The organism is Pseudomonas citronellolis, from assembly GCF_029335315.1.
GTDB classification, from domain to species: Bacteria; Pseudomonadota; Gammaproteobacteria; order Pseudomonadales; family Pseudomonadaceae; genus Pseudomonas; species Pseudomonas citronellolis_A.
The window spans coordinates 1-19,785 of record NZ_JARJLT010000245.1; the positions used below are offsets into that span (position 1 = coordinate 1).

Annotated in this window: 16 protein-coding genes and 3 tRNA genes; 17 read left to right on the plus strand and 2 right to left on the minus strand. The window is 68.6% G+C overall.

The genetic code is table 11. The features are described 5' to 3' along the window. From P3W75_RS18565 to P3W75_RS18640, 16 genes are all read left to right on the plus strand, one after another. On the plus strand, positions 1-1,113 hold a 1,113-nt coding region (locus P3W75_RS18565), incomplete at its 5' end, for a type IV pilus assembly protein FimV (protein ID WP_276228784.1). Between the two features lie 104 nt (positions 1,114-1,217). Continuing rightward, positions 1,218-2,210 carry an aspartate-semialdehyde dehydrogenase gene (locus P3W75_RS18570; protein WP_276228785.1) on the plus strand — a complete coding sequence of 331 codons (993 nt, stop codon included), beginning with the start codon at positions 1,218-1,220 and terminating at the stop codon, positions 2,208-2,210. A gap of 169 nt (positions 2,211-2,379) precedes the next feature. After that, positions 2,380-5,187, plus strand: coding sequence for a FimV/HubP family polar landmark protein (locus tag P3W75_RS18575; protein WP_276228786.1), 2,808 nt, complete (start codon positions 2,380-2,382; stop codon positions 5,185-5,187). A 200-nt stretch (positions 5,188-5,387) separates the two neighbouring features. Continuing rightward, positions 5,388-5,666 carry a hypothetical protein gene (locus P3W75_RS18580; RefSeq protein ID WP_276228787.1) on the plus strand — a complete coding sequence of 93 codons (279 nt, stop codon included), beginning with the start codon at positions 5,388-5,390 and terminating at the stop codon, positions 5,664-5,666. 56 nt (positions 5,667-5,722) lie between these two features. Continuing rightward, entirely contained in the window at positions 5,723-6,577 is an 855-nt protein-coding gene (gene truA / locus P3W75_RS18585; protein ID WP_276228788.1) for a tRNA pseudouridine(38-40) synthase TruA, read from the plus strand. 58 nt (positions 6,578-6,635) lie between these two features. Continuing rightward, positions 6,636-7,265, plus strand: a complete 630-nt coding sequence (locus P3W75_RS18590) for a phosphoribosylanthranilate isomerase (protein WP_276228789.1) — start codon at positions 6,636-6,638, stop codon at positions 7,263-7,265. Between the two features lie 227 nt (positions 7,266-7,492). Then, entirely contained in the window at positions 7,493-8,368 is an 876-nt protein-coding gene (accD, locus tag P3W75_RS18595) for an acetyl-CoA carboxylase, carboxyltransferase subunit beta (protein ID WP_276228790.1), read from the plus strand. Beyond that, a complete protein-coding gene (gene folC, locus P3W75_RS18600) occupies positions 8,365-9,645 on the plus strand; it encodes a bifunctional tetrahydrofolate synthase/dihydrofolate synthase (RefSeq protein WP_276228791.1) in 1,281 nt (426 codons plus the stop codon). The genes accD and folC overlap by 4 nt, the downstream gene beginning before the upstream one ends. 28 nt (positions 9,646-9,673) lie before the next feature. After that, the gene (locus tag P3W75_RS18605; protein ID WP_276228792.1) at positions 9,674-10,351 is read left to right on the plus strand and encodes an SPOR domain-containing protein; all 678 of its coding nucleotides are present in this window, start codon (positions 9,674-9,676) and stop codon (positions 10,349-10,351) included. Positions 10,352-10,443: 92 nt separating this feature from the next. Further along, positions 10,444-10,986: a CvpA family protein gene (locus tag P3W75_RS18610; protein WP_276228793.1), complete on the plus strand. Its 543-nt coding sequence runs from the start codon at positions 10,444-10,446 to the stop codon at positions 10,984-10,986. Positions 10,987-11,087: 101 nt separating this feature from the next. Next, on the plus strand, positions 11,088-12,593 hold the full coding sequence (gene purF, locus P3W75_RS18615) for an amidophosphoribosyltransferase (RefSeq protein WP_276228794.1): 1,506 nt from the start codon (positions 11,088-11,090) through the stop codon (positions 12,591-12,593). A gap of 13 nt (positions 12,594-12,606) precedes the next feature. Further along, positions 12,607-13,818, plus strand: a complete 1,212-nt coding sequence (locus P3W75_RS18620) for an O-succinylhomoserine sulfhydrylase (protein WP_276228795.1) — start codon at positions 12,607-12,609, stop codon at positions 13,816-13,818. 5 nt (positions 13,819-13,823) lie between these two features. Beyond that, entirely contained in the window at positions 13,824-14,585 is a 762-nt protein-coding gene (locus tag P3W75_RS18625; RefSeq protein WP_276228799.1) for an SDR family oxidoreductase, read from the plus strand. A gap of 245 nt (positions 14,586-14,830) precedes the next feature. After that, positions 14,831-14,906, plus strand: a tRNA-Val gene (locus tag P3W75_RS18630). A gap of 15 nt (positions 14,907-14,921) precedes the next feature. Beyond that, positions 14,922-14,998, plus strand: a tRNA-Asp gene (locus P3W75_RS18635). Positions 14,999-15,110: 112 nt separating this feature from the next. Next, positions 15,111-15,187: transfer RNA gene (locus tag P3W75_RS18640), tRNA-Asp, on the plus strand. Positions 15,188-15,426: 239 nt separating this feature from the next. Here the strand turns inward: P3W75_RS18640 and P3W75_RS18645 are convergent. Further along, positions 15,427-16,464, minus strand: a complete 1,038-nt coding sequence (locus P3W75_RS18645) for an AraC family transcriptional regulator (RefSeq protein WP_276228796.1) — start codon at positions 16,462-16,464, stop codon at positions 15,427-15,429. A gap of 2 nt (positions 16,465-16,466) precedes the next feature. Further along, complete coding sequence (locus tag P3W75_RS18650) at positions 16,467-17,585, minus strand: carbon-nitrogen hydrolase family protein (RefSeq protein WP_276228797.1); 1,119 nt, start codon at positions 17,583-17,585, stop codon at positions 16,467-16,469. Between the two features lie 185 nt (positions 17,586-17,770). Between P3W75_RS18650 and P3W75_RS18655 the strand changes: the two genes are divergently transcribed. Then, the coding region (locus tag P3W75_RS18655) for an NADPH-dependent 2,4-dienoyl-CoA reductase (protein ID WP_276228798.1) at positions 17,771-19,785 on the plus strand (2,015 nt) is incomplete at its 3' end.

The following is a 19,785-nucleotide window of genomic DNA, read 5'->3' on the forward strand; positions in this document are numbered from 1 at the left end:
GCCCTCGAACTGGGGGACATTTCCTCGCGTGCCGCGCTCGGCCAGGCGCTGGACGCCGAGATCGAACTGCGCGGCGTCGCCGACCTGGCGGCGGACGACCTGAAGGTCAGCCTGGCGTCGCAGCAGGAAGCCCAGCGCCTGGGCAGCGAGCCCAACTACTTCTTCCTCGCCGGGCTGCGCTTCACCCCGCAGATCGGCCGCAACGGCCGCGGGGTCATCCGCGTGCAGTCCAGCGGCCCGGTGCGCGAACCCTACGTCAACTTCGTCCTGCAGGTGATCTGGCCGCAGGGTCGCACGCTGCGCGAATACACCCTGCTGCTGGACCCGCCGAACTACCAGGCCGCTGTCGCCCAGCCAGTGGCGCCGGCGGTAGTGGCGGAGAGGGCGCAGCCGCTGGCCAGCGCCGCTCCGACGCGCCCCGTCGTCGCCGCCGAAACCGCAGGCGAGTACCGGGTGGCCGCCGGCGACAGCCTCTGGGCCATCGCCGCGCGCCATCGCCCGGCGGGCGACGCCTCGGTGATGCAGACCATGCACGCGATCCAGGCATTGAATCCGCAGGCCTTCATCGATGGCAACGCCAACCAGCCGCGCGTCGGTGCCGTGCTGCGCCTGCCGGACGCCGCCCAGGTGCGCGCCCGCCAGCACGCCGAGGCCAGCGCGCACTTCCAGGCCCAGGACGCCCAGTGGCGCGCCCGCGCCAGGCCGCTGGACGCCACCCGCAAGAACGCGGCCGCGCCCGCGCCGGCTGTGGCAGTGGTGCGTGACAACCTGCGCCTGGTCTCCGGCAAGGCGTCCAGCAAGGCCCAGGAGCAGGCCGATGCCGAGCGCCTGGCGCTGCTCCAGGAAAACCTCGACAGCTCGCGCCGCCAGGGTGAGGAACTGGCCAGCCGGATCGGCGACCTGCAAGGCCAGCTGGACAAGCTCAACCGTCTGGTCGAGCTCAAGGACGCGCAGATCGCCGGGCTCCTCGCGCGCCTGGCCGAGCAGTCGCGCCAGAGCGCCCAGCCGGCGTCCGCGCACTCGCCCGTGGCGCCTGCCGCGCAGCCGATCGCCGTCGCCGAGACGGCCGCGCCGGCGCAACCGACCGGAACGCCGCAGCCCGAGCCACGCTAGGTGTGGCGGGTGGCCGCGATGCGCGGTCGCCTGGCCGATTGCCTGGGAAGGGAAGGGGGCAGTAAAGTGCTGCCTCTGTTTTCCTTCTGGTCATGGGATTTTCGATGTCCGTCGACGTTGCTGTAGTAGGGGCCACCGGTCTGGTTGGCGAAGCGCTGGTCGAACTGCTGGAAGAAATGGATTGCCCGGTGGCCGAACTGCATGTGCTGGCCAGCGGCGAGTCCGCGGGCAAGAGCGTGCCGTTCCGCGGGCGCAACCTGCGGGTGCGCGACCTCGACGGGTCCTCCTTCGCCCAGGTGAAACTGGCGCTGTTCGCCACCTCGGCGGAGGTCGCCGGCGAGCACGCGTCGCGCGCGCTGGCCGAGGGCTGCACGGTCATCGACCTGAGCGGCTCGGTAAACGGCCCGTTGCTGCTGGAAGGGTTGAACCGCGAGGCCCTCGACGGCCTGAGCTTCCCGGCGCTGCTGCGCGCCCCCGGCGCCGCTGCCGCCGAAGTGGCCGAGGTGGTCGCCGCGCTGCGTTCCTGCGTGCAGGTGCGGGAGCTGTCGCTGACCGCCTGCCTGTCCGCTTCCCAGCTGGGCCGCGAAGGCGTCCAGGAACTGGCCCGGCAGACCGCCGAGTTGCTCAACGCGCGCCCGGTGGAGGCGCGCCTGGTCGATCGGCAGTACGCCTTCAATATGCTCGGCCAGGTCGGAATCGTCGACGCGTCCGGCTACAGCGCCATCGAACGACGCCTGCACAAGGAGCTGGGCGAGCTGCTGCCGGAGCTGCAGGGCAGGGCGCAGGTCGACTGCCTGCTGGCCCCGGTGTTCTTCGGCGACGCGCTGAACCTCAACTTGCGCGCCGCCGCGCCGATAGACCTGGAGCAGGTTCGCCAGGCCCTGGAGGCCGCCGAGGGCATCGAGCTGCTCGAGGACGACTACCCGACGGTGATCGGCGACGCTCTGGGGCAGGACGCGATCCATGTAGGGCGTGTACGACAGTCGCAGTCCGATGCCAACGCCCTCAATTTGTGGATTGCGTCTGATAATGTGCGAAAAGGCCTTGGGCTCAACGCTGTGAACTTGGCGGCATTATTGATAAAACACTATCTGTAAAAGATACTTATCGAATATTTGAAGAAGCATTCTAGCTTGGCAATACTGACTTGGTCGGGTGCTGGCGGGGGGAGATCCCGGCGTTTTCGACGCTGGAATCCAGGGCGCCAGGCACCTGACCTGAATCGCGCGAATCCAGAAGAAAGCTGTTAAAACAAGGGATTAGATTATGGTCCGGCTTCGTAAACTGGTGCAGGCAATTGCGGCTGCTTCGGCGTTGACCACCGGCATGGCGCATGCGCTGGGGTTGGGGGACATCCACCTGCACTCGGCGCTGAACCAGCCGCTGAATGCCGATATCGACCTGACGGACGTTCGCGACCTGTCGGCCGGCGAGATCATTCCCAAACTGGCTTCGCCGGAGGACTTCGCCAAGTCCGGCGTCGATCGCAATTTCTTCCTCACCGGGGTCAAGTTCACCGCCGTGGTGCAACCCAACGGCAAGAGCGTCATTCACGTGACCTCCGACAAGCCGGTGCAGGAGCCCTACCTGAACTTCCTCGTGGAGGTGCTCTGGCCCAACGGCCGGCTGCTCCGCGAATACACCGTGCTGCTCGACCCGCCGCTGTACTCGCCGCAGGTGGCTGCCGCCGCCGCGCCGCGCGCGCCGGTCGCCGCGCCCGCACCGGTCGTCCGCCAGCCGGTCGCGCCCGTCGCGCCGCGCGCCGTGGAGCCCGCCTCGGCGGTGTCCGCGCCCAGCTCGCGCGGCCTGGAAGGCAACGAATACCGCACCGGCCCGCGCGACACCCTTTGGGAGATCGCCTCGCGCGCCCGTCCCGACGGCAGCGTGACCGTCAACCAGACCATGCTGGCGATCCAGGACCTCAACCCGGACGCCTTCCTGGGCGGCAACATCAATCGCATGAAGAGCGGTCAGGTCCTGCGCCTGCCCGACGCCCAGCAGATCCGCAGCCGCTCGCCCGGCGAAGCCGACACCCAGGTTCGCGAACAGCGCAGCGCCTGGCGTGAAGGTCGCAACCTGGCAGGCGGCGCCCGCCAGCTCGACGCCACCCAGCGCGCCAGCGCCGGCGCCGCGCCCGAGCAGGCCGAGAGCAAGGACAGCCTGCGCCTGGTTTCCGGCGAGACCGGCAAGGGCAAGGGCGGCGACAAGGGCGCGAAGAACGGCAAGGCGCTCAACGAGAAGCTGGCGGTGACCCAGGAAAGCCTGGACAGCACCCGCCGCGCGAACGATGAGCTGCAAGACCGCATGACCGACCTGCAGAGCCAGCTGGACAAGCTGCAGAAGCTGATCGAGCTGAAGGACGCCCAGCTGGCCAAGCTGCAGGGCGAACTCAATACTCCGCCGGGCCAGGCCCCGGCCCAGGGTGCCGCGACGCCGCAGCCGGCCGCTCCGGCGAGCGCGGCCGCGCCCGCCGAAGCCACTCCGCCCGCCGCCGCGGCGCCGGCCACCCCGCCGCCCGCTGCCGTGCAACCGGCCAAGCCGGCCGAGCCCAAGCCGGCGGCGCCGAAGCCCGTCGTCCAGGCGCCGGCGGAAAACCAGCCGGGCCTGATCGAGGAACTGCTGGCCAACCCGACCCTGCTCGCCGCCGTGGGTGGCAGCCTGGTGCTGGTCCTGCTGCTGGTCCTGCTCCTGCTGCGCCGTCGCGCCGCCCAGGCCGAGGGCACCAAGGCCGAGCCGCAGATGAGCGGTGGCGACGCGGCTGAAGAGCCGCTGGAGCTGAGCGCCGGTGAATTCGACAGCCTCAGCCTCGACGACGAGCCGGTTTCGGCCGCCGCCCCGGTGGCCGCCGCTGCCGAGAAGGTCGCCGCGCAGACCAGCGATCCGCTGGGCGAGGCGGACATCTACATCGCCTACGGTCGCTTCAACCAGGCCGCGGAGCTGCTGCAAGGCGCCATCTACGATGAGCCGCAGCGCGCCGACCTGCGCCTGAAGCTGATGGAAGTGCTGGCCGAGATCGGCGACCGTGAAGGTTTCGCCCGTCAGGAAAACGAACTGCGCGAACTCGGCGGCGTCGAGCCCCAGGTCGAGCAGCTCAAGTCCCGCTACCCGGGCATGGTCGCGGCCGCCGCGGCTGCCGCCATCGGTGGCGTCGCCGCCGCGTCGCTGAGCGACGACCTGGATCACTTCAGCCTCGATGACCTCGATCTGGCTGAAGAGTCGGCTGCCCCCGCCGAACCGGCCGCCGCGCCGCTGGCCGGTGCCGACCTGGACGACGCCTTCGACCTCGGCCTGGACGACCTGCAATTCGACGACGAGCAGCCCGTCGCCAACCCCGCGCCGCAGGCCAAGGCCGACGAGCTATCGCTGGAAGATTTCGACCTCGACGCCGAGCTGAAGCTCGACCAGCCGGCCAGCGAGCCGGCTCCGCTCAAGGCCGACGACGACTTCGCCTTCGACCTCGACCTGGACAGCGACCTGAACAAGGCTGCCAGCGCCGCGCCGGCGGTCAGCGATGAGCTGAGCGAATTCTCCCTGGATCTGTCGGATGAACAACCGGTGGCCGCCGGCAAGGCCGACGACTTCCTCTACGACCTGAGCGAGGCCGACGGCGAGCTGCCGGCCAGCGCCGAGGACGAGTTCAGTTTCGACCTGGGCGCCGAGCCCGCGCTGGAGCCGCACGCCGAGGCGAGCAGCGAACTGGCCGACGACTTCGACCTGTCCCTGCCGGAAGAAACGCCGGCGGCCCCGGCCGAGGGCGACAGCTTCGCCGCACAGCTGGACCAGGTCAGCGCCGAGCTGGACAAGCTGGCCAGCGACCTCGACGAGCCGGCCGCCAGCGTGCCGGACTTCGCCGCGGAGCCGGTAGCGGATATCGCCGCGGGCGAGGATGACGACGAGGACGAGTTCGACTTCCTCTCCGGCGCCGACGAAGCCGCGACCAAGCTCGACCTGGCCCGCGCCTACATCGACATGGGCGATGCCGAAGGCGCGCGGGATATCCTCGACGAAGTCATCAGCGAGGGTAGCGATCAGCAGCAGAAAGAGGCTCGCGAGCTGCTCGAACGCCTCGTCTGAGGCCGCTCGGAATGAACCGATGGCAGCCCTTGGGCTGCCATCGGCGTTTCTGCGGGCGGGAAATCCGCCGTTGGGCCGGAAAGGCTTGGGGTGGCAGGCTTTATGCCATTATCTTGGCAGCATTCGCGCCGGCCGTTCGGAGGTGCGCGATCGTTGACGCTTGCCGCAAGCGTCGTCTTCCTACAGCCGGAGCAGGGATGATGGCTGACCCCGTCGAGGCCTTCGACGTGCCCGCCGCGCCGCGGCGACGTCGTTTCAAGTGGTTCTGGCTGCTGCTGATCGTCAAGGTCTATGTCGCCGGCGCGTTGTTCATGCTGGCGCTGCTCGGGCTGGCGCTGGTCCAGCTGTTCGGCAGCTTGGATGAAGGCGCCGAGCTTGACACTCGTGGCCTGTCGTTCCTGGCGGGGCTGGGGCTGCTGGCGGTGTGGCTGGCGATCCTGCGCATGGCGTTGCCGTCGCTGCGCCGGCATACCGATTGAGGCGCAATCCAGGCAAAATACCCGGCTGAACAGCCTTATCGGGACGAGCACAGCAGTTGAAAGAGTTCGAGAGCGCGGCGGGCGAAGTGGCCGCCGCCGACGTCACCAGGATCGCCCTGGGCGTCGAGTACAAGGGTTCGCGCTATCGCGGCTGGCAGCGCCAGGAGGGTGGCGTGCCGACCGTGCAGGAGGCGCTGGAGCGGGCGCTGTCGGCGGTGGCCGCGGAGCCGATCGGGCTGATGTGCGCCGGGCGCACCGACGCCTCCGTGCACGGCAGCGGCCAGGTGGTGCATTTCGACACTCGCGCGCAGCGGCCGCTGAAGGCCTGGGTGCTGGGCGCCAACGCCAACCTGCCGGGGGATATCAGCGTGACCTGGGCCAAGGTCATGCCGGCGCATTTCCACTCGCGGTTCTCGGCGATGGCGCGGCGCTATCGCTACGTGATCTACAACGACCCCATCCGCCCCGCGCACATGGCCGAGGAGGTCACCTGGAACCACCGGCCGCTGGATGTGGCGCGCATGCGCGAGGCGGCGCAGGCGCTGGTGGGCACCCACGACTTCAGCTCGTTCCGCGCGCTGCAGTGCCAGGCCAAGTCGCCGGTGAAGACAGTGCACCACCTGCAGGTGCTGGAGCACGGCCGTTTCATCGTGCTGGATGTGCGCGCCAACGCCTTCCTGCACCACATGGTGCGCAACTTCGCCGGCACCCTGATGGCGGTCGGCGCCGGCGAACGGCCGGTGGAGTGGGTCGCCGAGGCGCTGGCGGCGCGCGACCGGCGCGCCGCCGGGATCACCGCGCACCCGTTCGGCCTGTACCTGGTGCAGGTCGAATACCCGGCGGAGTTCGAGTTGCCGGAACGCTACCTGGGGCCACATTTCCTTTCATCTTTGCCTGATACGTTCGGCTGACGCTGTCCGGGGCATTTGCTACCATCGATTGATTGTTTTGCAGGAAGGTTGCCGCATCTTGTCCGCCGTTCGCATCAAAATCTGTGGCATTACCCGCGTCGAGGACGCCCTGGCCGCCGCCGAGGCCGGCGCCGACGCCATCGGCATGGTGTTCTACGCCAGGAGCCCGCGCGCCGTCAGCGTGCAGCAGGCGCGGGCGATAGTCGCCGCGCTGCCGCCGTTCGTCACCAGCGTGGGCCTGTTCGTCAACGCCAGCCGTTGCGAGCTGGGCGAGATCCTCGACGCCGTGCCGCTGGACATGCTGCAGTTCCACGGCGACGAGAGCGCCGCCGACTGCGACGGCTACCACAAGCCCTACCTGAAGGCGCTGCGGGTCAAGGCCGGCGACGACATCGCCGCACAGGCCGCGCAGTACCCCAGGGCCGCCGGCATCCTGCTGGATACCTACGTCGAGGGCGTGCCCGGCGGAACCGGCGCGGCCTTCGACTGGTCACTGATTCCGGAGCGCCTGCCGCGCCCGCTGGTGCTGGCCGGTGGCCTGACCGCGGACAACGTGGCGGCGGCCATCCGCCAGGTACGGCCCTACGCGGTGGACGTCAGCGGCGGGGTGGAGGCGAGCAAGGGTGTCAAGGACGCCGAGAAGATCCGCGCCTTCATCCGCCAGTGTCGCCAGGCGGACGCGCAGTGAAGTGCATGTGACGGCGGGCGGCCTCGCGCCGTCCACTAGGGTCTGATGACGTTTTGTCATGACCGTGCCGGCCCTCGGGGCGGCATGGCGAAGGCGCAGCCCCGGGCGCGCCGCGATTTCGAGGGGCCGTGGCCATGCCGCGGCGCCGATGGTGAATTTTTCTGCTCACGGGCAGGCGCAAGGCTTCGGGCCGCTGAGCGTGTTGCCCCCGTATTGGAGAATAGAGCATGAGCAACTGGCTGGTAGACAAGCTGATCCCTTCCATCATGCGTTCCGAGGCGAAGAAGAGCTCGGTTCCGGAAGGCCTGTGGCACAAGTGCCCGTCCTGCGACGCCGTGCTTTATCGTCCGGAGCTGGAAAAGACCCTGGATGTCTGCCCCAAGTGCGACCACCACATGCGCATCGGCGCGCGCACCCGCCTGGACATCTTCCTCGACGAGGAAGGTCGCGAAGAGCTGGGCGCCGAGCTGGAGCCGGTGGATCGCCTGAAGTTCCGTGACACCAAGAAGTACAAGGACCGCCTGACCTCCGCGCAGAAGGACACCGGCGAGAAGGACGCGCTGATCGCCATGAGCGGCAAGCTGCACGGCATGACCGTGGTGGCCGCGGCCTTCGAGTTCTCGTTCATGGGCGGCTCCATGGGTTCCATCGTCGGCGAGCGCTTCGTCCGCGCCGCCAACTACGCCCTGGAACACCGCTGCCCGATGATCTGCTTCTCCGCCTCCGGCGGCGCGCGCATGCAGGAAGCGCTGATCTCGCTGATGCAGATGGCCAAGACCTCCGCCGCCCTGGCGCGTCTGCGCGAGGAAGGCATTCCGTTCATCTCGGTGCTGACCGACCCGGTCTACGGCGGTGTTTCCGCCAGCCTGGCGATGCTCGGCGACGTGATCGTCGGCGAACCCAAGGCGCTGGTCGGCTTCGCCGGCCCGCGGGTGATTGAGCAGACCGTGCGCGAAAAGCTGCCCGAAGGCTTCCAGCGCAGCGAGTTCCTCCTCGAACACGGCGCCATCGACATGATCGTGCACCGCTCGGAAATGCGTGCGCGCCTGGCCAGCCTGCTGGCCAAGTTCACCCAGCAGCCCAGCCCCGCTCTTGCAGGATGAGCCAGCGTTCCCTGGCCGACTGGCTCGGCTACCTCGAACAGCTGCATCCCTCGGCCATCGACATGGGCCTGGAGCGCTCCCGCGAGGTGGCCGTCCGCCTCGGCCTGGGGCGCCCCGCGCCGCGCGTGGTGACCGTCACCGGCACCAATGGCAAGGGTTCCACCTGTGCGTTCCTCGCCGAGCTGCTCGGCGAGCAGGGCCTGAAAGTCGGCGTGTACGCCTCGCCGCACCTGCTGCGCTACAACGAGCGCGTGCTCATCGAGGGCCGCGAGGCCAGCGATGAAGCGCTCTGCGAAGCCTTCGCCGCCGTCGAGCAGGCGCGTGGCGAAACCTCCCTGACCTACTTCGAGATGGGCACCCTCGCGGCCTTCTGGCTGTTCGAGCGCGCCGGTCTCGACGCCGTGGTGCTGGAAGTCGGCCTGGGTGGCCGGCTGGATGCGGTCAACCTGGTGGACGCCGACGTCGCCGTGGTCACCAGCATCGGCCTGGACCACGCCGAATGGCTCGGCGATACCCGCGAAAGCGTGGCCTTCGAGAAGGCCGGCATCTTCCGCGCCGGCAAGCCGGCCGTGTGCGGCGACCTCGAACCGCCGCAGCCGCTGCTCGACCAGGCCCGCGCGCTGGGCGCTCCGCTGCTGCTGCGCGGCCGCGACTTCGACCTGGCCATCGGCGAGCACGACTGGCACTGGCATGGCCGTGGCGTCGACGGCACGCCGTTGCGCCTGCATCACCTGAACCTGCTCGACCTGCCGATGGAAAACGCCGCGCTGGCGTTGCAGGTCTACGCCTTGCTCGACATGCCCTGGCAGCCCGAGCGCCTGCTCGCCGCGCTGCAGCGCACCCGCGTGACCGGCCGCCTGGATCGCCGTCAGGCGACTTGGCGGGGGCAGCCGCGCCAGCTGCTGCTCGACGTCGGGCACAATCCCCACGCCGCCGACTACCTGGCCCGGCGCCTCGCGGCGCGGCCGCCGAAGGGGCGGCGCCTGGCGGTTTTCGGGCTGCTTTCGGACAAGGATCTGGACGGGGTGCTGGAACCCTTGCTCGGCTTGGTGCAGGATTGGGCGGTCGCGCCGCTGCCGACACCGCGCACGCGCAGTGCCGGTGAGTTGCAGGCGGCCCTGCTTGCGCGTGGGGCGCAAGCCAGCGTGCATGGCGACATAGCCGCCGCGCTCGAAGCGCAATGCGCCAAGGCGACGGCGGACGACGAGATCCTGGTGTTCGGTTCCTTCTACAGCGTGGCGGATGCCCTCGGCTGGCTGGACGGCAACCAGGACTGACAAGTGGTCAAGAACGGGGGAAGTGGCAATGGCTTTGCTGGATAAGGGGCTCAAGCAGCGGATCGTCGGTGCCCTGGTGTTGCTGGCGCTGGCGGTGATCTTCCTGCCGATGCTGTTCAGCCGCCAGGACGAAGTGCGCCAGGTGACGGTCGACGCCCCGGCCATGCCCAAGACTCCGGCCATGCCGCAGGTGGCGGTGCAACCGACCGCCGTGCCGCAACCGCAGGCGCCGGCCGTCGAGGCCGAGCCGCCGCAAGCCCTCGAACAGGCCGAGCTGCCGGTGCCGAGCGCGCCGGCCAGCGCGCCCGCCGCGCCCATCGCCAGCCTGCCGCAGGCCGCGCCGCAAGCGCCGGCACCCGCGCCGCAGCCGGTCGCTCCGCAGCGCCAGGCCGCACCGGTACAGCAGCAGGCCGCCACGCCGCCGGCCCAGCCGAGCGCCCCGGCGCAGCGCCTGGATGCCGACAATCTCGCGGTCAGCTGGTCGGTGCAACTGGCCAGCCTGTCCAACCGCGCCCGCGCCGAGGAGCTGCAGAAGACCCTGCGCAGCCAGGGCTACAACGCCTATGTGCGCAGCTTCGACGGCATGAACCGGGTGTTCGTCGGCCCGGTGGTCGAGCGCGGCGAGGCGGACCGCCTGAAGGAGCAACTGAGCAAGCAGCAGAAGCTCAATGGTTTCGTGGTGCGCTTCCAGCCCGAACGCGGCTGAATACCGATGAACGGCTCCTGGTGAATCAGGGGCTCCGCTAAAGCGAAGGGCTCTGCTAAAATGCGGGGCCTTTTTCGTTTCTGGGCCGCAACGTGGCATTTACCTGGGTCGATTGGACGATGATCGGAATCATCGTCGTTTCCAGCCTGATCAGTCTGAGCCGCGGCTTCGTCAAGGAAGCCCTGTCCCTGCTCACCTGGATTGTCGCGGGCGCGGTCGCGTGGATGTTCGGCGGGGCGCTCGCCGAGCACCTGGCTCCCTACATCCAGCTGCCCTCCGGTCGCGTGATCGCGGCCTGCGCGCTGCTTTTCCTCGCCACCCTGCTGCTGGGGGCGATGGTCAACTACCTCATCAGCGAACTGGTCCGGGTCACCGGCATGTCCGGTACCGACCGGGTGCTGGGCATGGCCTTCGGTGGCGCCCGTGGCGTGCTGGTGGTGGTGCTGCTGGTCGGCCTGCTGAGCCTGGCGCCGGTGCAACAGGACCCGTGGTGGCAGCAGTCGGTGCTGCTGCCGCATTTCCTGTTGGTCGCCGACTGGTCTAAAAATACCGTTCTCGGATTCGCCGGCCAGTGGTTCGCCAGTGGCCACCTCACCCCGCCCGTGGGCGTGGGGAGTCTGTTGCCCAGCCAGTGACGGCTGGGTCTGGCGACGTTGCGGCGTCGCCGTTGCCGGTCATCAGGGCCGGCGCCAAGGGATCTTTTGTTTAGCCTGAAACCAACTAGGGGTTGCGTCGCATGTGTGGCATCGTCGGTATCGTGGGCAAGTCGAACGTCAATCAGTCGTTGTACGACGCGCTCACCGTTCTCCAGCATCGCGGCCAGGACGCTGCCGGCATCGTGACCTGTCAGGACGACAGGCTGTTCCTGCGCAAGGACAACGGCCTGGTCCGTGACGTCTTCCAGCAGCGCCACATGCAGCGCCTGGTCGGCAAGGTCGGCATCGGCCACGTGCGCTACCCCACCGCGGGCAGCTCCAGCTCCGCCGAGGCCCAGCCGTTCTACGTCAACTCGCCCTACGGCATCACCCTGGCGCACAACGGCAACCTGACCAACGTCGAGCAACTGGCCAAGGAGATCTACGAGTCCGACCTGCGCCACGTCAACACCAACTCCGACTCGGAAGTGCTGCTGAACGTCTTCGCCCATGAACTGGCGGTGCGCAACAAGCTGCAACCCACCGAGGAAGACGTCTTCGCCGCCGTGGCCGGCGTGCACGCCCGCTGCGTCGGCGGCTACGCCGTGGTGGCGATGGTCACCGGCTATGGCATCGTCGGCTTCCGCGACCCCAACGCGATCCGCCCGATCGTCTTCGGCCAGCGTCACACCGAGAACGGCGTCGAGTACATGATCGCTTCGGAAAGCGTGGCCCTGGACGTCCTCGGCTTCACCCTGATCCGCGACCTGGCGCCGGGCGAAGCGGTGTACATCACCGAGGAAGGCAAGCTGTTCACCCGCCAGTGCGCGGCCAACCCGAAATACGCCCCGTGCATCTTCGAGCACGTCTACCTGGCGCGCCCGGACTCGATCATGGACGGCATCTCGGTGTACAAGGCGCGCCTGCGCATGGGCGAGAAACTGGCCGACAAGATTCTTCGCGAGCGTCCGGACCACGACATCGACGTGGTCATCCCGATCCCGGACACCAGCCGCACCGCCGCCCTGGAGCTGGCCAACCGCCTGGGCGTGAAGTTCCGCGAAGGCTTCGTGAAGAACCGCTACATCGGCCGCACCTTCATCATGCCCGGCCAGGCCGCGCGCAAGAAATCGGTACGCCAGAAGCTCAACGCCATCGAGCTGGAATTCCGCGGCAAGAACGTGATGCTGGTGGACGACTCCATCGTCCGCGGCACCACCAGCAAGCAGATCATCCAGATGGCCCGCGAGGCCGGGGCGAAGAACGTCTACTTCTGCTCCGCCGCGCCGGCCGTGCGCTACCCCAACGTCTACGGCATCGACATGCCGAGCGCCCATGAACTCATCGCCCATGACCGCAGTACCGAACAGGTGTGCGAGCTGCTCGGCGCCGACTGGCTGGTCTACCAGGACCTGCCGGACCTGATCGAAGCGGTCGGCGGCGGCAAGATCAAGATCGAGCACTTCGACTGCGCGGTCTTCGATGGCGAGTACGTGACCGGCGATGTCAACGAAGCCTATCTGAACAAGATCGAGCAGGCGCGCAACGACGCGACCAAGGTCAAGGCCAACGCGGTCAGCGCCATCATCGATCTGTACAACGACTAAGGGAGAGCAGGGGATGGCACAGGAATGGGATGCCGGTCGCCTCGACAGCGACCTGGAAGACGCCGGCTTCGACACCCTGGCGGTACGCGCCGGGCAACAGCGGACCCCGGAAGGTGAGCACGGCGAAGCCCTGTTCACCACCTCCAGCTACGTGTTCCGCAGCGCCGCCGACGCCGCCGCGCGTTTCGCCGGCGAGGTGCCGGGCAACGTCTATTCGCGCTACACCAACCCGACGGTGCGCACCTTCGAGGAACGCATCGCCGCGCTGGAGGGTGCGGAACAGGCGGTGGCCACGTCCACCGGCATGTCGGCCATCCTCTCGCTGGTGATGACCCACTGCAGCGCCGGCGACCACGTGCTGGTCTCGCGCAGCGTGTTCGGCTCGACCATCAGCCTGTTCGAGAAGTACTTCAAGCGCTTCGGCGTGCAGGTCGACTACCCGCCGCTGAGCGACCTCGGCGCCTGGGAAGCGGCGGTCAAGCCGAACACCAGGCTGTTCTTCGTCGAGTCGCCGTCCAACCCGCTGGCTGAGCTGGTGGATATCGCCGCGCTGGCCGAGATCGCCCACGCCCACGGCGCGCTGCTGGCGGTGGACAACTGCTTCTGCACCCCGGCGCTGCAGCAGCCGCTGAAGCTCGGCGCGGACGTGGTGATCCACTCCGCGACCAAGTACATCGACGGCCAGGGCCGCAGCATGGGCGGCGTGGTCGCCGGCAGCCGCAAGCTGATGGAAGGCGTGGTCGGCTTCCTGCGCACCGCGGGCCCGACCCTCAGCCCGTTCAACGCCTGGATCTTCCTCAAGGGCCTGGAAACCCTGCGTGTGCGCATGCAGGCGCATTGCGCCGGCGCCCAGGCGGTGGCCGAGTGGCTGGAACAGCAGCCGGGCATCGAGCGCGTCTACTACTCCGGGCTGGCCAGCCACCCGCAGCACGAGCTGGCCAAGCGGCAGCAGAAGGGCTTCGGCGCGGTGGTCAGCTTCGAGGTCAAGGGTGACAAGGCCGCGGCCTGGCGCTTCATCGACGCCACCCGGATGATCTCCATCACCACCAACCTGGGCGATACCAAGACCACCATCGCCCACCCGGCGACCACCTCCCACGGCCGCCTGTCGCCGCAGGAACGCGAGAACGCCGGCATCCGCGACAACCTGATCCGCGTCGCGGTGGGCCTGGAAGACCTCGACGACATCAAGAAAGACCTGGCACGAGGCCTGGCGGCACTGTGAGCGAGCTGGCAGCGATCATCGGTAACGGCAAGGTCGCGCTGGTCACCGGCGCGGCGCGCGGCATCGGCCTGGGCATCAGCGCCTGGCTGATCGCCGAGGGCTGGCAGGTGGTGCTGGTCGACCAGGACCGCGAGCGCGGCGCCAAGGTCGCCGAGGCACTGGGCGACAAGGCCTGGTTCAGCGCGCTGGACGTGTCCCAGGAAAGCCAGGTGGCGCAGACCGTGGCCGAGGTGCTCGGCCAGTTCGGCCGCCTCGACGCCGTGGTGTGCAACGCGGCCATCGCCCGGCCGGGCGTGACGCCGCTGGAGAGCCTGACCCTGAACGAGTGGAACCGCACCCTGGCGGTGAACCTCAGCGGCCCGCTGTTGCTGGCCAAGCATTGCGCGCCCTACCTGCGCGCGCACCAGGGCAGCATCGTCAACGTCGCCTCGACCCGCGCGCACCAGTCCGAGCGCAGTTCCGAAGCCTACGCGGCGAGCAAGGGCGGCCTGTTGGCGCTGACCCATGCGCTGGCCGCGAGCCTCGGCCCGGACATTCGCGTCAACGCGGTGAGCCCGGGCTGGATCGACGCCCGCGATGCGCACGAACGCGCCGCCGAACCGCTCACCGAACTGGACCACGACCAGCACACGGTCGGCCGGGTCGGCACGGTGGAGGACGTGGCGTCGCTGGTGGCCTGGCTGCTCGGCGACAACGCCGGTTTCGTCACTGGCCAGGAGTTCGTCGTCGACGGCGGCATGACGCGCAAGATGATCTACCTCGACTGAGGTCGGGGTGGTGACGGAGGAGGGCGGCCCAGGGGCCGCCCTTTTTCGTTTGCGGCGTATCGCTGAGGATATGAGTGCCTTTCGTAGGAGCGAGCTTGCTCGCGAACCCGCCCCGTCGCGGAATTCGTTCGCGAACAAGCTCGCGCCTGCGGGAGAAATCTTTTTTCCGATATTTCAAAAAAAATTCAATCAGGGCATTGACTTAGGATCTGTCCCCGGTAGAATGCGCCCCACTTCGAGACGAAGGGTGATTAGCTCAGCTGGGAGAGCATCTGCCTTACAAGCAGAGGGTCGGCGGTTCGATCCCGTCATCACCCACCATCTCGCAAGTTACGCGCAGCGGTAGTTCAGTCGGTTAGAATACCGGCCTGTCACGCCGGGGGTCGCGGGTTCGAGTCCCGTCCGCTGCGCCATCTTCCCCCTCCTGGAGTTCACTACCCCGAACTCACGCAACGTAGAGCGAAAGCTCCGGGGCACAGGCAGGATGGAAGGCTGCAACACCCTGGGCGAAAGCCCAACCGACGCGCAGCGGTAGTTCAGTCGGTTAGAATACCGGCCTGTCACGCCGGGGGTCGCGGGTTCGAGTCCCGTCCGCTGCGCCATATACCAAGCCCTCAGGCAGCAATGCTTGGGGGCTTTTTCATTGCCGCGGGAAAAGCTCCCGGCGCGCTGTCACGCCAGCGACATCCCTTCCGACTAGCCTGGAGCCAGGCTCTCTGCTAGAACTCGATCAATCGGTCAGGAGTGGATGGCAATGGACGACTATCAGGAAGAACTGCTGGAAGAGCACCGCGCCGAATTCGATGTGCCGGAACCGGCGGACGACGCCACCGAGATGTAGTCAGGCGCCCTGGCGCTGGGCCCGGCGGTACTCGCCCGGCGGCTGGCCGCTCCAGCGCTTGAAGGCGCGCTGGAAGGCCTCGGCCGAGGCGAAGCCGAGCAGGTAGGCGATTTCGCCAAAGGCCAGGTCGGTGTCGCGGATATAGATCATCGCCAGGTCGCGGCGGGTCTCGTTGAGGATGGTGCGGAACTGCGTGCCTTCCTCGGCCAGTTTGCGGCGCAAGGTCCAGGTGGGCAGCTTGAGGCGTGCGGCGACCTCTTCCAGGTCCGGCTCGCGGCCGTTCAGCAGCGGCCCCAGCAGTTGCGCCACGCGTTCGCGCAGGCTGCGGGTGCGGGTCAGTTGCTCCAGTTCCTTTTCGCAGATTTCCTGCAATTGCCGCCAGGTGCTCGGGCAATGCTCGCGGTTGCCCTGGGCCAGGGTCGCCTGGTCGAGGCGCAGGCGATTGGCGCTGGCGCCGAATTCCACCGGGCAACCGAAGAACTCCTCGTAGCGCGCCGCGTAGTCCGGCGCCGGGTACTCGATCTCGACCTTCTGCGGGCGCAGCGGCTGCCCGGCGATGCGCGCCAGGTAGCTGAGCCAGCCGGCCAGCACCGAATCCACCACGAAGCGGTTGTAGGCGTTGTACGGGCTGATCGAATAGAAGCTCAGCCAGGCGCCGCCGGCGTCGTCGCTGAGGCTCGAGCGGCCACGGTAGTTCTGCGCGTAGAGCGGTTCGAAGCGGATCAGCGCGCGGCTGGCGGCGCGCAGGTCGGGCGCCAGCGCGGCGGTGACGCCGGCCAGGCCCAACTGCTGGATGCGGCTGAACTGGCCCATGCGCAGGCCCAGCGCGGGGTCGCCGCTGAGCTGGATGGCCGCGTGGCCCAGGCGCATGTAGCGCGGGATCGACAGGCGCCCGCCGGGTTCGGCGAAGCGCGCCGCGTCCAGGCCGTATTGCAGCAGCAGCGGTTGCGCCGCCAGGCCGCAGTCGTGCAGCGCGTCGGCCAGGCCGTGGACGAAGCCCACCGAAAGGTCGCCCAGGCGTACACCGGAAGTCTTCATGGCTACAGCCAGAGATTGAGCAGGCGTGCGCCGGGGCCGTCGTTGGCCAGTTGGTGGCCGCTGCCGTCGACCACCAGACCCGGCCCGGAGCTGCCCAGGTCCCAGAGTTGGCCGCGGAGGAACACGGTGATGCCGGCGCGGGCGCCGCTGGCGCCCAGGCGCCCGGCCACGGCCAGGCGCTCCCAGGCTTCGCCTTCGCTGAGCTGGCCGGGCTTGAGCTGCACGTCGGCGGGCGTCGGCGCGCCGTTGTAGCCGCGCCAGGGCTGCTGCCACTGGCCGTTGCCGGAAAGGAAGGCCGGCACCGCCAGCAGCTCGACCTTCTCGGTGGCCAGCACGGCGTAGTTGAGCGGGTACCAGCTGTCGGCGCAGATCAGCACGCCGAGGCGCCCGGCCGGGGTATCGAGCACCTGCAGGTTGTCGCTGTGGCCGGCGCGGATGAACGGCTTCTCGTCGTTGATCGGGTACACCTTGCGCTGCGGCTGGCCGAGCGGCAGGCCGTCGCCGCCGAAGACCAGGCTGGCGTTGTACAGGCTGCCGTTGCCGGTCACCAGCACGCCGTCCTCCACGCGCGGGTTGGGCAGCACGATGGAGCCGGCCACCAGGGTCACGCCGAATTGCCGGGCCAGGCCGCCGAACAGGGTCTGGTAGTCGTGGGCCATGTCCACCGCCTTCATGCGGAACAGGGCGTCGGCGAAGCGGTCGCGACCCTTGGCGCCGAGCCAGCCACGCGCCAGCTTCAGCGGGTTGCTGATGGCCATCCAGCGCATCGCCTCGGTGAGGTGCTGGGCCTGGTAGACCTCGGGCTTCTCGCCGGCGGCCACCAGCCAGGTGCCGATGTGTTCGGGGAACACCACCACCGTGCGCGGGCCGAGCAGGCCTTCGCTGCGGGCCTTCTCCAGGTAGGCGGCGAGCTTCAGGCGCAGGCGCTCCGGGCTCTGGTAGTCGGCGGCGTAGAGTTCCGGCTGCACGCCGAGCAGGTTGCCGCGTTCCGAGGGCGCGCCCTGGTTGAGCGCCACCTGGCTGCGCAGGTCGGACAGGTAGTGGCCGACCGGCCGGCGTTCGGCCCAGCCGGCGTAGGCGGCGAAGAGGGTGACCAGGATGAGGAATGTCAGCTTGCGCATGCAGGGCTCCGGGGCTGACCGTCAGGGTAGGGGAGACGCGCCGGCTTGCCAAGCCGTGCTGTCATCTTCGATCAGTAAGTTGTCATTTCAAGTCATTGAGCGTGTTCCGGGCGCTGCTTAGAGTCTGCCCCATACCGACCGTGGCCCGTTCGAGGCCCCGGCATCCAGCCCGATGTGGAGGAATCATGACCGCCGCCCCGTACCCGCACCTGCTCGCGCCCCTCGACCTGGGCTTCACCACCCTGCGCAACCGCACCCTGATGGGTTCGATGCACACCGGCCTGGAAGAGAAGCCCAACGGCTTCGAGCGCATGGCCGCCTACTTCGCCGAGCGCGCCCGTGGCGGCGTCGGCCTGATGGTCACCGGCGGCATCGGCCCGAACGAGGAAGGCGGCGTCTACAGCGGCGCGGCCAAGCTGACCACCCGCGAGGAAGCCGACAAGCACCGCGTGGTCACCCAGGCGGTGCACGAGGCGGGTGGCAAGATCTGCATGCAGATCCTCCACGCCGGCCGCTACGCCTACAGCCCGAAATCCGTGGCGCCCAGCGCCATCCAGGCGCCGATCAACCCGTTCAAGCCGCGCGAGCTGGACGAGGAAGGCATCGAGAAACAGATCCAGGACTTCGTCACCTGCTCGTCCCTGGCCCAGGAGGCCGGCTACGACGGCGTCGAGATCATGGGTTCGGAAGGCTACTTCATCAACCAGTTCCTCGCCGCCCACACCAACCAGCGCACCGACCGCTGGGGTGGCAGCTACGAGAACCGCATGCGCCTGGCGGTGGAGATCGTCCGCCGCGTGCGCGAGGCGGTGGGGCCGAACTTCATCATCATCTACCGCCTGTCGATGCTCGACCTGGTGGAAGGCGGCAGCACCTGGGACGAGATCGTCCTGCTGGCCAAGGCCATCGAGAAGGCCGGCGCGACCATCATCAACACCGGCATCGGCTGGCACGAGGCGCGCATCCCGACCATCGCCACCAAGGTGCCGCGCGCGGCCTTCACCAAGGTCACCGCCAAGCTGCGCGGCGAAGTGGGCATCCCGCTGGTCACCACCAACCGCATCAACACCCCGGAAGTCGCCGAGCAGGTGCTGGCCGAGGGCGACGCCGACATGGTCTCCATGGCCCGGCCGTTCCTCGCCGACCCGGACTTCGTCAACAAGGCCGCCGAGGGCCGCAGCGACGAGATCAACACCTGCATCGGCTGCAACCAGGCGTGCCTGGACCACACCTTCGGCGGCAAGCTGACTAGCTGCCTGGTCAACCCGCGCGCCTGCCACGAGACCGAGCTGAACTACATCCCCACCAGCCACCTGAAGAAGATCGCCGTGGTCGGCGCCGGCCCCGCCGGCCTGGCCGCCGCCACCGTGGCCGCCGAGCGTGGCCACCAGGTGACCCTGTTCGACGCCGCCGGCGAGATCGGCGGGCAGTTCAACGTCGCCAAGCGTGTGCCGGGCAAGGAAGAGTTCTACGAGACCCTGCGCTACTTCAAGCGCAAGCTGGAAACCACCGGCGTCGACCTGCGCCTGAACACCCGCGTGGGCGTCGACGACCTGGTCAAGGGCGGCTTCGACGAGATCCTCCTGGCCACCGGCATCAGCCCGCGCACCCCGGACATCCCCGGCATCGACAACGCCAAGGTGATCAACTACCTGGACGCCATCCTCGAGCGCAAGCCGGTGGGGCAGAAGGTGGCGGTGATCGGCGCCGGCGGCATCGGCTTCGACGTGTCCGAGTTCATCACCCACGCCGGCGAATCCACCAGCCTGGACCGCGACGCCTTCTGGCGGGAGTGGGGCATCGACGGCGACCTGGAAGCCCGTGGCGGCATCGCCGGGATCAAGCCGCACCCGCACGCCGCGGCGCGCCAGGTGTTCCTGCTGCAGCGCAAGAAGTCCAAGGTCGGCGACGGCCTGGGCAAGACCACCGGCTGGATCCACCGCACCGGCCTGAAGAACAAGCAGGTACAGATGCTCAACAGCGTCGAGTACCTCAAGGTCGATGACGCCGGGCTGCACATCCGCGTCGCCGAAGGCGAGCCGCAGGTGCTGCCGGTGGACACCGTGATCGTCTGCGCCGGCCAGGACCCGCTGCGCGATCTGCACGACGGCCTGGTCGCCGCCGGGCAGAAGGTGCACCTGATCGGTGGCGCCGACGTCGCCGCCGAACTCGACGCCAAGCGCGCCATCAACCAGGGTTC

What these genes read in the sequence shown, in the direction of transcription:
- accD (WP_276228790.1), top strand. Translation starts at nt 7,493, where the DNA reads ATGAGCAACTGGCTGGTAGACAAGCTGATCCCTTCCATCATGCGTTCC.
- P3W75_RS18570 (WP_276228785.1), top strand. Translation starts at nt 1,218, where the DNA reads ATGTCCGTCGACGTTGCTGTAGTAGGGGCCACCGGTCTGGTTGGCGAA.
- P3W75_RS18580 (WP_276228787.1), top strand. Translation starts at nt 5,388, where the DNA reads ATGGCTGACCCCGTCGAGGCCTTCGACGTGCCCGCCGCGCCGCGGCGA.
- P3W75_RS18620 (WP_276228795.1), top strand. Translation starts at nt 12,607, where the DNA reads ATGGCACAGGAATGGGATGCCGGTCGCCTCGACAGCGACCTGGAAGAC.
- purF (WP_276228794.1), top strand. Translation starts at nt 11,088, where the DNA reads ATGTGTGGCATCGTCGGTATCGTGGGCAAGTCGAACGTCAATCAGTCG.
- P3W75_RS18650 (WP_276228797.1), bottom strand. Translation starts at nt 17,585, where the DNA reads ATGCGCAAGCTGACATTCCTCATCCTGGTCACCCTCTTCGCCGCCTAC.
- P3W75_RS18645 (WP_276228796.1), bottom strand. Translation starts at nt 16,464, where the DNA reads ATGAAGACTTCCGGTGTACGCCTGGGCGACCTTTCGGTGGGCTTCGTC.
- folC (WP_276228791.1), top strand. Translation starts at nt 8,365, where the DNA reads ATGAGCCAGCGTTCCCTGGCCGACTGGCTCGGCTACCTCGAACAGCTG.
- P3W75_RS18575 (WP_276228786.1), top strand. Translation starts at nt 2,380, where the DNA reads ATGGTCCGGCTTCGTAAACTGGTGCAGGCAATTGCGGCTGCTTCGGCG.
- P3W75_RS18605 (WP_276228792.1), top strand. Translation starts at nt 9,674, where the DNA reads ATGGCTTTGCTGGATAAGGGGCTCAAGCAGCGGATCGTCGGTGCCCTG.